Origin of the sequence: Flavobacterium sp. PS2 (assembly GCF_046250155.1) — a bacterium.
Classification (GTDB): domain Bacteria; phylum Bacteroidota; class Bacteroidia; order Flavobacteriales; family Flavobacteriaceae; genus Flavobacterium.
The window spans coordinates 4,436,201-4,452,515 of sequence record NZ_CP176426.1 but is presented as its reverse complement, the minus strand read 5'-3'; the positions used below and the strand labels follow the sequence as shown (position 1 = coordinate 4,452,515).

The following is a 16,315-nucleotide window of genomic DNA, read 5'->3' as shown; positions in this document are numbered from 1 at the left end:
TTTAATTTTGAAATAATGGGTGAATAGCTTTTGATACCTTTTCTCTTTTATCTAATTTCTCTGAGATTTCTGGTAACCAATACCTCTTCTTTACAAATGGATATGTTGGTAAACTTATTCGCTTGGGTTGTGTATTATAGAGCTTTTCCCATGCAATGTATTCTCCCTGAATCCACGATTTTGCCAGTTCATTTAGATCTTTATTATCCAAAGCTGTTTTATACAAAATATCTGTATTGACTGTTTTATTTAATTCGTAGCTTTTTAAGGTATTTTTATACCCTAAAAACTGATCTTGCAAATAGTCATAAAGTTCTTTTTTTAGTGCTTTTACAGATACAACTTCTATGCATAATCTCGTTTCCATAGCCACTCGGCCTAGTTGTAATGTAAAGGCTAAATCAGTCAACGAAATAGTATCATTTTCATTCAGAAATTGAATAAGTTCTTCGGCTTTCTGCTTTAATCGTTCGGTATTCTTTGCCGATAAAACAAGGAGTACTGGCTCTATCTTATGAGTATCTCTTTCATCATTTCTTTGATATTCTTCGAGTATGATATGCCCATTACTTCCTCCTGCTCCAAAACTGCTTAAACCCGCTCTTCTTTTCTCTGAATCTTTAATTATCCAATCTGTGAGTTCTTGCTGAACCTCAAATGGACTTTCATCAAATTGAATATGCTTATTGAGTATAGCACTATGAATCGAAGGCGCTATTTGTTTGTTTTTAAATTGAAGCAAAATTTTTGTCAATCCCGAAATTCCAGCAGCCGACTCGCAATGCCCAATATTAGATTTTACAGACCCTATTTTGCAATTAGCATTATAACCAAGATTTAAAGCCTGAGATAACCCTGCTATTTCTATTGGGTCTCCTAAACTTGTACCTGTACCATGAGTTTCTATATACTGCAATGAGGAGGCTTCTATCCCTGCTTTTTGAATTGCTTTTTGAATAACCTTGGCTTGCGCATTAGGATTAGGTACATGAAAACCATTGGATCTTCCGCCATGATTGATTTCTGTAGATCGGATAACACCATAAATTTGATCTTTATCTTTTATAGCTTCTGATAGTGGTTTTAAAAGTACTGCTCCAACTCCTTCACCTGGAACATACCCATCTGCCCCTTCGCCAAAAGCGGCACATTTTCCCTGACTCGATACAAAACCAGCACTACTTAGCGAGAGATATTTATACGGATGTAAATTAAGATTTACTCCTCCTGCTATTGCGGTTGTACATTCTCCTTTTCGGATACTCTCACAAGCCAAATGTATTGCGGTAATAGAAGAAGAACACATGGTATCGATAGCCATACTCGGTCCTTCAAAATTCATTACATAAGAAACTCTATTGGCTATACTACTATGGATTCCTTTTGGTGTTACAAATTGGTCTCCATGCATGGCATCTATACCAAACATGGCATACTCACTGTACATTACCCCAACAAAAACACCTACTTTTTGATTCAGACCTTCTGGCGTATATCCTGCATCTTCGACCGTCTCCCAGGCTGTTTGTAAAAACAAACGCTCCTGTGGATCCATTAGCTCCGCTTCTTTGGGCGATATATTAAAAAATATAGGATCAAACTTGTCTACATCCTCTACAAAACCACCCCATTTACTATACGTTTTTCCTTCTTTACCTTTTTCCTTATCAAAGAATAATTCGGTATTCCATCTGTTTTTTGGAATTTCTGTAATACTATCTTTTCCTGTTTTTAAGTTCTCCCAAAATTCTTCCAAGGTATTAGCTCCGGGGTATTTTCCTGCCACACCAATAATTGCAATAGGCTCTTCAATAGCTTTAGAATTAACTGCTATTGGTTCTTTTACTTCTTTATGGTAAAAAGTTTCACTTTTATCTGCTACAAATGTTTGTTTTCCTTGCTGAGATTCTGTGAGTTTCAACATCGAATCCGACTGATACTTCATGAAGTATATTGCTAAATCTTCCAGAGTTGGATTCTCAAAAAACAATGTATTTGAGATGTGGTCAAAATCTTCATTCAACTTATTGGTAAGTTTTACGATACGGATAGAATCCATTCCATACGTTTCAAATGGTGTCGTTAAACCTATTCTCTCAGGTTCTATTTGTAACTCTTCGGCTATCAGATTTCTAAAATATTCAATACAAACCTCTTTTGTAACTACAGAATTATTTGTAGCTGAGCCTATTATTTTTTGTTCTTTCTTTTCTATGAGTTTAGATGCTTTCTCATACACAACCATTACTTGCGACGGCGCTTCTTTAAAAATACGAGATAATGCTTTAAGCCCTTCTGTTGTAGGCAATGGTATCATTGCCCAGTAATGCTCTAAATATTTCTGACTTTCTTCATGAATTTGTAGTCCTCCATTTTCCCATAATCCCCAATTGATTGTAATGGATTTTCCTGAGCGTTTTCCTTCTTTTACCAATTGGTTTCTATATAGCGCATAAGCATCCATATAGGCATTGGCAGAGGCATAATCAGCTAATCCTATATCTCCCATAATGGCAGAAATGGAAGATACATACATAATAAAATCTAATGGCAGTTGCTGTGTCAATTCATCTAAAATTCTAGTTGCATCAATCTTTGGGGATAATACTTTATGTATTTCTTCTGGGATCTTTTTTATTATCTGACTCGCTGTTCCTATTCCAGCACTATGAATAATTCCATTAATTTGTCCTTCTTCTGTAAGGATTTCATTAATTACCATAGACATAGCTACTCGATTAGTAACATCACAACGGATATACTTTACATTATTTAATGCATTGATAGTGTTTTTCTTTTCTTGAGATAATTCACTTCTTCCAATCAAAAAGAGTTTGGTGTTTTCAAATTGATTCAAATAGTTTGCAAAAATCATCCCTAGTCCTCCAGCTCCTCCAGTAATGATATAAACTCCATTAGGTTTAATGGTAATCGTATTTTCATTGAATGTCTTCTCATAGAATCCAATTTCTTTAACTTCACGACCGCTATTGCTATATCGAACTTCTGTATCTTTTGTATTTTTTTCTTCTTTTATAATCTTGCACAGAAGGTCTATGTTCTCTATTGAAATTTGATTTACCGTTATCGTTTTCCCTGAGATTATAGGGTTCTCTTTGTTTGCAGATTTCAATATTCCAGAAACAAAACTATACGCCAAACTTTCTTGGTTTTCAAATACAATGAAGAAATGAGTCTCTTTTTTATGAATCAGTTTTTGTTTAACACAATCCAGAATAGCATTAAAAAATTCTTCCTCGTTCTGGCTTTGTATACTCGTAACCTGAATTTCCAGTTCATCAGTTAATCGTTCGGCTATTTCTGAAGTTGAACCTGCCAGAATAACTTCATAATTTCTATTAGAGTTGATTATTGCACTCTCTGTGATTGGTTTAGATTTCCACTCATAAGAATATAATTGTGTGTAAGCTTCTATTTTATTCGATACTGCTTGCTCTTGATTTATAAAGGGTAGCGTTACAAAATCTATAAAACTCATTATTACTTCTCCCGTTCCATCTATTAATTTTACATCATAGTGTTTTAGCGCGTTTTGTCCTTCATCTTGTTCTTTTATAGTTACATAAGACCAGAACGAAGAAGGTAATTCTTTGTAAATATTTACTTCTTTAACACTAAATGGGATTGATAATGGCAATTGTTTTGTATTCCCATTAAGGTGAATTCCTAAACAGGTCTGTAAAGCACTATCCATTGCCTGAACAGCCCAATACTGATCTGATAAATCTTTATCAATACTAATTTTTGCTAAGGCCTCATTTTTGGAATATTGGATATATTCGATTCCTTGAAAACTTGTTCCATAATGAAATCCAAGTTCTTTAAATAATTTATAATATTCTTCTTTATAAACAACATCCAATAATCGATTACGGATTAATTCTGTATCAACTCTTTCTGTTTGTTTTGAAAAGGCGGTACTGATTTTACCCTGACTAAAAACAATGTTTTCTTGTTCTTTATCTTTAACAGTAAAAGTAATTTCTTCATTTAATGTCTGTAATTCAGTAACTATTGATCTGGAATGTCCGTTAACTTGTAATGGAGACATCCAAAATACATCTCTTAATTGCGCTATTTTTTTATCTATATATAATCCTCCCGAAATTCTTGCTATCTCAAGATAGGCCACACCAGGTAAGATTTTTTCTGTATTCAGGATATGTTCTGACAAAAATTGTTCGGTACCCGAATATTTACTTATAAATCGAGAACTATCTAATTTATGAAATTGTTGATGTACTAATGGATGCTCTTTTTTAATTGCTATTGCTTCTTTTGGCTTAAACCAACAATATTCTTTGGCAAATGGATAATTTGGCAGACTAATGATATTAGGCGTTTTATCATGCAAACGACTCCAATCAATACGTTCTCCCTGAGTCCATAAAGTAGCCAAAACTTCCCGATCTTTTTGTATTATAGCCTGCTCAGCGTCATTGCTTATTTCTTTATGATGAAACAATTTATTGGTCTCTATTTCGCCTAGTATTCCTACCGTAGGTTCTACTAGATATTGCTTTAGTTTTGCAACCAATTGGTGTGCATCTGTAACTATAAAAGCAACTCTGCTTTCCATTGCTTCTCTACCAGTTTGCAAAGTATAGGCTATATCATTAATCGTAAACTGCGCTATATTTTCTTCTAAATAGTTGCCTATATTTTGGACATATTCTTTTAATCGTATAGCGTCTTTAGCCGATATAGGAACGATAACAGGATCTTGATTATCTGCCAAATCCTGTGTAGCATTTTCATATTCTTCTATCACAAGATGTACATTGGTACCTCCTGCTCCAAAACTACTTATACCTGCTATTCTTGGCCTGCCATCTGTAGTAATCCAATCTTCTAATTCTTGCTGTACTTTAAATGGACTATTTTCAAAATCGATATTGGTATTTAATTTCTTAGAATGTAATGAAGGAACAAGTTGCTTATTCTTGAGTTGCAAAAGCACCTTCGTAACTCCAGATATTCCTGCTGCTGCCTCGCTATGTCCAATATTTGATTTTACCGAACCAATCTTACAAGATTGATTTTCGGCCCCTGCAAATGCTTTTTTAAGTCCAGCAATCTCAATAGGATCTCCTAATTTAGTTCCTGTACCATGAGCTTCGATATAACTATAGGTATTAGCCGAAACACCAGCTTTTTCCATTGCTTTGGAAATTACTGCGGCTTGCGCATTAGGATTAGGTACCGTATATCCGTTTACTTTTCCACCATGGTTTATAGCTCCACCTTTGATAACCCCATAAATTTGATCTCCATCTTCTTTAGCTTTTGCCAAGGATTTTAACATGACTGCGCCCACTCCTTCTGAAGGAACATACCCATCTCCACCTTCACCAAAGGTTTCGCATTTGCCTTTTTCTGATACTAGATGTAAATCGCTCAACATTAAATATTTGCCCGGATGTATGCTTAAATTAACACCTCCCGCTATAGCTGCTTCACAGTTACCAGAATGTATGTTTTCGCAAGCCATCTGGATGGCAATTAACGAGGAAGAACACATCGTAGCTACAGCCATACTTGGCCCATGAAGGTCTAAAAAATAAGAAACTCTATTGGCTATACTACTGGCATTTCCCGTTGGAGCGATAAAATTACCCTTGAATCTTTCTTCTATTCCGAACAATTGGTATTCTTCATACATTACTCCAACAAAAACACCTACGTTACCTCCTATATCTGTAGCTGTGTTTTTTCCTATATTTTGTAATTTCTTTTTGGTATATCCCGCATCTTCAATCGCATGCCATGCAGTTTGTAAAAACAAACGTTCTTGTGGATCCATCATTGAAGCTTCACGTGGCGAAATATTAAAAAACAAGGAATCGAACTTATCTATATCATCAATAAAACCTCCCCATTTGCTATAACTTGTTCCTTTTTTTCCTTTCTGCTCATTATAAAACTCATCAATATTCCATCGTTGTTCTGGTATCTCTGTAATACTATCTTTACCTGCTTTAAGATTTTCCCAGAACTCCGCAATATCCTTTGCCCCAGGATAGATTCCGCTCAATCCAATTATGGCAATATCTTCGTTTTTTATTTCTTCCTTTTTTACAACCGAAACTAATTTTGGTTGCATAAAACGCGTGTATTCTTTTGCTTCAATTATAGCAAAATATTCTTCTTTCTTAATTATTTTGTCAACGGGAACATCATATGTATGTTTTGTAGCTTTTAATGCTTGCAAAGTAGCTGAATGTTCTTTTACAAAATAAGACACAAGTTGGTCTATTGTTTGATATTCAAACAGTAACGATACCGAAACGTTATCAAAAACATCTCCTAATCTATTGGTTAGTTTTACTACCAACATTGAGTCTATACCATACTCCTCAAAAGGTAGTTGGGTTTGAATATGTTCTTCTTTTAATTTTAGCTCTTTCTTAAATATTTCGACTATTTTCTGATAAGCAATTGTCTTTAAATCTTCTGTTGGTTGCTCAGAAATACTATTTTCATCAAGAACTACTATATCAATTCCTTTAACTCCAAAGATTTTGTCTAGTTTATTTTTAGCACCATATACCACAATGGTTTGTTCCTTTGCTAGTTGTAGTACCTTATCCAAAGCTTTTGCTCCTTCTGCCTCAGGAAGAGGAGACATTCCCCATTGTTTTGATAAAAACTCTATACTCTCAGCATTGGCTTGCATACCTCCACTTTCCCATAATCCCCAGTTTACAGAAAGTGTTGTTCCTTTACGTTTACCATCTTGAACTAAACGATTGCGTTTTTTTGCAAAATGATCCATATAAGCATTAGCAGCTGCATAATCAGACAATCCTATATCTCCCAATACCGAAGAAATGGAAGAGCAATACATCATAAAATCTATTGTTTCATTTTGTAATGCTTTGTCTAAATTTTTAACTCCTGCAATTTTTGGTGGCAATACCTTATAGATTTCTGTTACTGTTTTCTCTATAATTGTACTTGCCAAACCTATACCTGCACAATGAATAATTCCATCTATTTTTCTGTAATCGGTCAGGATAGTTTGTATCAGGTTTTCTACTTCTTCATACCTGCTAACATCACATGCGTAATATTGCGCGTTTGGCAGGTTTCCTATACACTTTTGGATTGTTTCGTTTTTAGCGCTTCTTCCTGTAAGTACAAGTTGAGTTCCTTGAGTTTTAGCAATATGCTCGGCAAAAACACTTCCTATTCCGCCTGCACCACCAGTAATTAAATAAACGCCTCCTTCTTTAATCCTAAGATTAGAAATCTGGTTTAGAGATACCGAAGTTGCCTTTTTCACTTCTCTAATTCTATTTAAGTAACGTACTTCTGCTTGTTCATCCTCAGTTTCCTCCTGCAAGATCTGTACTAATTCATTTCCTGATTTACCATTTATTGATACTATAGAAATAAGTTTAGTCTTAACTCTTGGATTTTCTTTTGAAGCCGATTTCAACATTCCTATAATAAATCCGTATTTATCATAGTCTTCGTCATTTATAAGTACCGAAAAATGTCCTCTCTGTTTCTGAGACATTCTTTTTTTAAGCAGCTCATTTATTTTCAGAAAATAAGATTCTTCTATTTCGTCGTCTATACGATATACTGTTCCCTCAAAAGCTGCACTAAATTGTTGTGTCAAATTTTGAGTAGTCTCTACTAAAACCACATCATTGTAATCTGTGGCATGAGCATACGTTTTTTCTAATTCAGTTGCGTTCCATTGGTAATCATAAACTTCTGTAGCCAAGGATTCTCTTTTGGAGTTTTTATTTAAAAATCCTCCATCGTATGGTAATATGACAAAATCTTTAAAACTTACTACAACCTCACCTTTGTCGTTTAGTAAATCCATATCACATTGGGGCACAACTGCTTTTGGGTTAGCCTTTGGACTAAACCTTGCATATGACCATACCGGAAATATAATCTCTTTATAAACCGTTACTTTCCCTACACTAAATGGTATAGACAAAGGCATTTTATTACTGTCTTTTAGAAGTAACCATGCCAAACATCCCTGTAGTGTACTATCTAGTACTCCAGGATCTAAGGTCATGTCACTATCCTTACGCAATTCTATTTTGGCCAGAGCTTCTGTATCATTGTAATACAACTCTTGTATGCCTTGAAAACTTTCTCCGTATCCAAACCCAAGACTACTAAACATTTCATAACAAACTGCTCCCGAAGCTGTCTTATCAGTACGAGATTTAATTTTTATTAAATCATACGGTTTAGGGGCTTCTTGAGCAATTGTGGTTACAATTCCTTGTCCATGAACACTTTCTTCTTCTTGTTCCTTAGAATATACCTGATATCTAATTTCCGTTCCTGAAGGTTCTAGTCTTATCGTAACTTTTTTCGGTTGTTCGAGTACTTTAATAGGATGTAACCATGTTACGTCCTTAAATTGTGTTACTTTTTGGTGTGTACTTTTTTCAACTGCTTCTCTAGCCATTTCCAGATAGGCTACACCTGCAATAACTTTTTCATTTTGAACAAAGTGATCTTCTAAAAAATATTCTGTTCCTGTAAAAACACTGCTAAATTTTTGCGCTTCAAAATCGGATTCATTCGTATGAAGCAACGGATGTAGTTTAGTGATTAATCCCTGTTTTACATCTGTATTAATTGTTTGTACCCAATACTTTTCTTTAGCAAAAGGATATGTTGGCAAGCTTACTTTCTGTAAAGAACTGGTATTTGAATATAGTGATTGCCATTTTATTTCAACTCCTTTTGTCCATAATTGAGCTATAGATGCTACTTCTTTTTCCTGAAGAGCTTCTTTAATATAGGCTGCTCCAGCTTTACCTTTCAACAAAAAATCAGCACTTTCGTCTTTTATATTCCCCGTAAAAATATCTTCTGTAAAAACCACATCGTTTTTAACAAAATGTTCTAATTGTCGTGTCAACTCTTCTTTAGAACTAGTTACTATTGCCAATCTTTCGGGCATAGCTTCTCTGCCAATCTGCAAAGTGTACGCTATATTTTGTAACGTTTCCGGAGTTTTTTCTAAGTAAGTTGTTAATCGACTTGCATAGGCTTTTAATCTATTTTTGTTTTTAGCCGATAAAACTACTATAACTGGTTCTTTATTAAAATCATCAACTATATTCGCTTTTGGATACTCTTGTATAAGAATATGCGCATTGCTCCCTCCCGCACCAAAACTACTAATGCCTGCAGTTAACAATTTTTCTCCTTGGTAGTGCCAAGGTTCTAATTCTTGTTGAACTAAAAAAGCGGTTTGATCGAACTGTATGTTTGGGTTTAATATAGCCGAATGAATAGATGGAACTAACTGTTTGTATTTAAGTTGCAACAATACTTTAGTAATCCCTGAAATACCTGCTGCCGATTCGCAATGTCCAATATTCGATTTTACAGAACCTATACGACATTTACTGGCATCGGTTATTTCTAATGCATTTTTTAGCCCTACAATTTCTATAGGATCTCCTAAACTAGTTCCTGTACCATGTGCTTCGATATAAGAAATAGATGCTGGTTTAAGATTGGCTTTTTCAATAGCTTCTTTAATTACCGCTGTTTGCGCCTTAGGATTTGGAACAGTATAACCCGTAGTTCTTCCGCCATGATTTAATGCCGTTCCTTTAATCACGCCATAAATATGGTCTCCATCTTTCTCTGCCTGCTCAAGAGATTTTAACAAAACAGCTCCAACGCCTTCTCCTGGAACATATCCGTCTCCTCCTTGTCCAAAACTCTCACATCTTCCTTTACTACTTGCAAAACCACCATCGCTAAGCATCAAATATTTGTTTGGGTGTACACTTAAGTTTACACCTCCTGCAATTGCTGCATTAATTTCTCCTTCTTGTATGGCTTTACATGCCAAATGAATAGCTGTGCTTGATGAGGAGCACATTGTATCTAAAGACAAACTAGGTCCATGAATGTCAAAAACATACGAAACTCTGTTCGCAATACTACTTGAACTACCTCTAAGCGTTGTTGGATTCCCTTTTAGTGTTTCCTCTACTCCATATAACTGGTACTCCTGGTACATGACCCCCACATAAACCCCCACTTTTCCGTCTGGTTCTCCCGTAAAAGGATTTCTTTTTAAAGTTTCATTAGTATATCCTGCATCTTCTACTGCCTCCCAGGCTACTTGCAAAAACAATCGCTCTTGGGGATCTATTTTCTCTGCCTCTAAAGGTGTTATGTTAAAAAATAATGGATCAAACTTATCCATATCATTTACAAAACCTCCCCACTTGCTATAGCTACGCCCGGATTTTCCCTTTTCTTTATCAAAAAAACCATCAATATTCCATCTATCTTTAGGAACCTCCGTAATACAATCTTTTCCTATCTTAAGATTTTCCCAGAATTCGGATATAGAATCTGCTTGTGGGTATCTACCGCTTAATCCTACAATAGCCACATCAGTATTCTTCTTTGGAAGGTCTTGTTTAGTTTGTGACAGTTGTATAAACTTATTCGTTGTAACCTTTTTAAAAGTTGATTTTATTTTTGATGAAATACTAATTTGATTATTTATTTCAGCAACTCCTTTTTTACTATTCCCTATTGCGTTTAATTCATTAGGATATTCCTCTACGAAAAAGGCAACCAACTCTTCTATGGTTAAGAATTCAAAAAATAAAGTCTTCGGAATGTTCGGAAAAGTTTCTTCTAAACGATTTGTCAGGCTTGTCATCATTATAGAATCTAATCCGTATTTTTCAAAAGCATCTGTGATTTTGAATTTACTTTTTGGAAAACGTAGCTCTGCTGCCAAAATTCCCACAAGATATTCGTAGGTAACCTCTTTTATATTTTCTTCAGTTAGTTCTTCGGTTAATCTTCCCGTTTCACTTCCGTTATTTTGATGTATAATATTCGCTGCCACTCCTTTTATATCCGATAAAAATGTTTCAGACAAAGGAGCTTTTCCGTAATGCAATACAACTGACTCAAGGGTACTGGCAAGTACTTTTTCTAACCAATGTATTCCCTCTTTTTGGGGTAAAGGAACTATATTCAGTTTCTTTTCAAGAGATTGCTTATTGCTATCATTCATTTGCATTCCGCTACCAGCCCATAATGGCCATGCAATACTTATTGTTTTTCCAAAAGCTCTCTGTTGTGATACTTCTTTATTTCTGAATTTCGCAAAATCTCTCAGATACTCATTTGCAGCAGCATAATCAGCCTGTCCTGAATTTCCTAAAACAGCAGATAATGAAGAAAACATAAGCATAAAATCTAATGAAATATGCTGTGTGGTTTCATGAAGATTACGTATTCCTTTGGTTTTTATTTCTAAAACCTGTAATGCTTCTGCACTATTTTTTTGCTGAATAAAATTATCATTTACGATACCTGCCGCATGAATAATTCCGTTGAGTTTACCGTACTGGCTTTGTACCTCATCAATTAATTGTTGAGTCGCTGGCTTATTTGTAATATCACAACGATAATATACCAGATTCTTAAATGATGCTACATATTCCTGATTGTCTGCATCTAAAACTGATCTTCCACTAACAATAATTTTAATATCATTATAAGATTCAAAAAGGTATTCTATCAATGTTTTTCCAATACCGCCCATACCACCTGTAATGATATAAACTCCTCCTTTAACGAATTTGATATTTTCATTTGATACCGTTAGCGGTTCTACTATTGGAACAATTGTTTTTACTTCTCTTTTTAAATTATCATAGCGAACTGTTGTTTCTTTTTCATTTAATTCAACTGTAATAATTTTCGATAGTTGTTCTACATTGGTATTTGTGTCTAAATCAATACCTATACATTTCCATAAAACTTTAGGGTTCTCGATAGCTGCAGTTCGTAATAATCCTGATAAGAACTGCACCTTATGTTCGTTCTTATAATCATAAATAATTACAAAACGTACCGGAGTTCTGAAAGTTATTACTTGCTTAACTTTATCAAAAACCGAAGAAAACAATACTGTTTCTTCAATATCATTAATTCTTGTTATAGCGCCCAGTAATTCGACTTTAGGAAAATCACCAACCACTATAAATTCGTTAGTTATAGTAGAATCGACTATATTATTTGTATTTACTTTATGTTGCCATATAGATTCATATAAATACGTTTGTGCCGTATTGGGTTTAACTCCCAAAATTGGCATCATTCTATAGCCTGATAATGCAATAAGAACTTTTCCTGTTGCACTTAATAATTCTATTTCAAAGCTTTTTTTATTTTCCTTATCAGAATAATAGGCATAACAATATTTAATTTCCTCCTCTAGATTGTACCATGTAATATTTTCAATAGAATAGGGTAACGCTAACTCTTCTGAATTTTGTAACCATAATAATGCTCCTGTTTGAAGTGCATTGTCTAATATTTCAACTGGAAGTTTAAAAGTACTTTTATCAAAAACCGAAATACTTGTAAGCACTTCGTCTTTTAGAACATTGGCCGAATTTATATGTCTTAAACTATCGCCATAATTAATTCCTTTAGTTCTGAAAATTTGATAACAATGCTCACCAGTATAAAATGCAATACTTTGCTCTTTTATAGCAGATATATCTCTGTAAAGGGGGGCTTTTTTTTCTTTACTCTCTCCTATACTGGACTGAAAATGAATCATTATTTCATCATTATCTATACTCTTTATTTCAACATAAGTGCCCTCTGCATTTATATAAATTTCAGTTTCAATTGACTTTGATTCTTTATGTATTTCTATTGGTTGCAACCATTTTATATTCGAGAAACTATGTGGCTGTAATCCACTGCGTTCTACAGCTTCTCTTGCCATTTCTATATACGCAACTCCCGGAAGTATCTTTTTATCTTGTACGATATGATCCAACAGGATAGCTTCTTTACCAGTTAAACGAGATGAAAATTTTTGTGATTCAAAATCCGATATGTTTTCATGTACTAATGGATGTAATGTTTTTATATTAGAGAATGATGTTTCTGCTTTAGGAGTTATCCAATATGATTCTTTAGCAAAAATATACGTAGGCAAATGAATTTTACTAGGTTGCTGTACATCGTACAAACTCAACCAATTTATAGTATTTCCTTGTTCCCAGTATCTTGCTATTACATCATATTGCTTATCATAAATTGCCTGCTGAATTTTTAATTCACTAACTTCATTTTCAATCTTTTTATAAATACCAGTCGTTTCTTCCAGAACAAATTGTTGCAATTGAGCAATCAATTCTTCTATATAATTCACAACAAAAGTTTTACGACACTCCATTGCTTTTCTACCTACTTGTAATGTATAGGCAATGTCACGAAGGTTTAGGTTCTTTTCATTTTTAATAAAATCGGCAAGTTGTTGTGCCTTAACCTTTAATCTTTCTTCGTTTAATGCTGATAAAACTATTAGTATCGGTTCATCAATTTCCTCCTCTAGATTGTTTTTTTGTAAATGTTCTTCTAAAACTACAAATGCGTTGGTCCCACTAATGCCGAAACTACTTACTGTAGCTCGTTTAGGTTGTTTGCTATCCCAGGCAGTTAATCTTTCCTGAATCTTAAAAGGACTGTCTTTTAATTGGATATGCTTATTGATGTTTTCATAATTAATAGATGGAGGCAACTGCTTGTTTTTCATAGCTAGTAATACTTTGATAATACCCGCCATTCCTGCTGCTCTAAGCGTATGTCCTACATTTGTTTTTACACTCCCAATTCCGCAATAATTCACTTTGGAAGTATACTCTTTAAAAGATGCCTTAAGAGCTTGTAACTCTATCGGATCTCCTAATTTCGTCCCCGTTCCATGAGCTTCTACATAGGTAATTGTCTCTGGATTAATATTATATCTTTTAAAAACTTCTTTCTGAATGTCTTGTTGGGATAATACACTTGGAGCAGTAATTCCGTTAGTTGCCCCGTCCTGATTAGTAAGAATCCCTTGTATAGTGGCATAAATAGGATCGCCATCTCGTATAGCATCGTCTAAGCGTTTCATAATTAGTACCCCTACACCTTCACCTGGTACAAATCCGTTGGCTCTTTCATCAAAAGTATAGCAATGTCCATCTGGAGATAACATTCCTGCCATGCTGGTTAGTTTGTAAAACTCTGGCGTTACCGATAATGAAATGCCTCCTGTTATAATAAGATCGGTTTCTTTTGCCAATAAACTTTTACAGCCCATATCCATCGCAACCAATGAACTTGAACAAGCGGTGTCTATTGCTACAGCAGCTCCCTTTAAATTTAAAAAATATGAAATGCGCGCTGCTAATATAGAGCCCGAAATACCCCAAAATGCAGAAGGTTCATTTGCCTCTTCTAAAAAGGTTTTGTAGTAATCCCCATCTGTTGCTCCAACATATACACCACATTTAAAATCTTGCAAAAGATCAGGGTCAATTGCCGCATCTTCAAGTGCTTTCCAACAATGTTGTAAAAATATACGTTGTTGCGGATCCATATTTTCGGCTTCCTTACCAGATATCTTAAAAAACTCGGGATCAAACTTATCTATGTCTCTTAAAAAACTTCCCCATTTACTATATGTTTTTTGCTTAGCTTTTGGATCTTCATCAAAATGCAATGCAATATCCCATCTGTCTTCTGGAACTTCCTCTACAAGATTTTTTCCGCTTTTTAGCGCCTCCCAAAACTCCTCAAGATTATTAGCTTTACCAAATTGTCCACTCATTCCTATGATAGCAATAGTATCATTTTCCTGAGTAGTTTTCCTTTTTGATAAGTTAGGTTCTACAACCTCTTTTTCAGAAATCTGATCCAACTCTGATGCTTCTATTTTACTTTTTGCATGAAACAACTCTGGGTATATATCCAGTATATGCTGTGACAATAAAGGAATTGTTGGATAGTTGAATATAGCTGTAACATCTAAAGTTATCTCTAGACCTTTATTAATGTTTTTAATAAGTGTAAGCCCCAAAATCGAATCAAAACCATAGTCTGAAAACGGCTTTTCTTTCTTAAAAGCTGTTAACGGAAGTTTGATTGTGCCAGCTGCAATAGCTATCAATTTCTGCTGAAAATCATTTAAATCTATTGTAGTATTTGAAGCAATTGCTACAAACTCTTTTTCATTTTTTTCTGCTGTTACCTTGGCAAATTCCTCTGGTTTTTGAGTATCAACTAATACTCTGCCATTACTTTTGGCTATTATTATTTGTTGCGGAATATCTTCTTGTTTGGGATATACATCACAATCTACAAACCCAACTTCCGATAATACTTGTTTCCATCCATTAAAAGTCAATGCCGGACTACCTGAAATTCTCAATTCCTTATCTTCATGATTCCACCAATCAGAGAGTAAACCAAATGTTAATGTTGTAAACATTTCTAGCGTACTCAACTCATTAATAAGTAACAGCCCACCATTTTTAAGAATTGGTTTTATATTTTTAAGTGTTTCAGCAATATTAGCAGTCGCATGAATAACATTAGCTCCTATTACAATATCATATTTGCCTGTAGCTATTTCTTGTATGGATGCTGATTGGGTAATGTCAAATATTTTGGTTTCAAAATAAGGTATAATGTCTTCGAATCTTTCTTCTGCTGCGATCAAAAAACTTTGAGATACATCAGTAAAAGTATATGTAACATGATTTCCATAATTTTTTAATCGTTCCAAAATGCGCACAGTTGTTCCTCCTGTACCACCTCCTACTTCTAATATGTTTATCTTTAAATTATTCCCTTCATAATTCTTAATTGTGTTTTCTACAATTGATGCTGCTATTGAGTTGAAATAATTAGATCTATAATCGCCATTATAGATAGCACTCACTAACTTGGAATTTCCTTCGGGAAACAATACATCTGTAGCCTTAGTTTTTCCTTTCAAAATTTCTTCAAAAGATTGAATCGTCTGTTTCAATAATGCATAGTAATTATGATGGCGATTTGCTTCTCTTCTGGCTTTTACTAACTGATTTTCCAGAGAAAAAAACGCCGCTTTTTCTTCAATATGTTTTGGTATAACTACTCCCTGATTTGTAATCTGGATATAAAACATTCTCTCGAGCTCTTCGAGAATAGTCTGAAATAAAGAATTATATTGAGGAATAATATTTAGTTCTTTTCGCCATTCTACTATTGTATTTGCGCGCAAAGATTGAATTCCCATTCGAATTAATATTTGTAATATCGCCAGACCACAATCCTCTTTAAAATCATTCTCAGCAATTACATCTTTTTTATACAATGTTAAAGTCGGAATTTGAGGAGTCAAAAACGTGCTTTCTTGCACCAAAGTCACTTTTTTATTTTTGTTAATCTTAATCATAATAGTTTGTTTCAATTAATGTTACCTTAGGCT

The 16,315-nt window shown here is 34.3% G+C and carries 1 protein-coding gene; it reads right to left on the bottom strand.

The window, feature by feature from the left end; genetic code table 11:
* Position 1: 1 nt before the first annotated feature.
* Positions 2-16,282, bottom strand: a complete 16,281-nt coding sequence (locus tag ACJ6WR_RS19460; RefSeq protein ID WP_409416184.1) for an SDR family NAD(P)-dependent oxidoreductase — start codon at positions 16,280-16,282, stop codon at positions 2-4.
* Between the last annotated feature and the right edge of the window lie 33 nt (positions 16,283-16,315).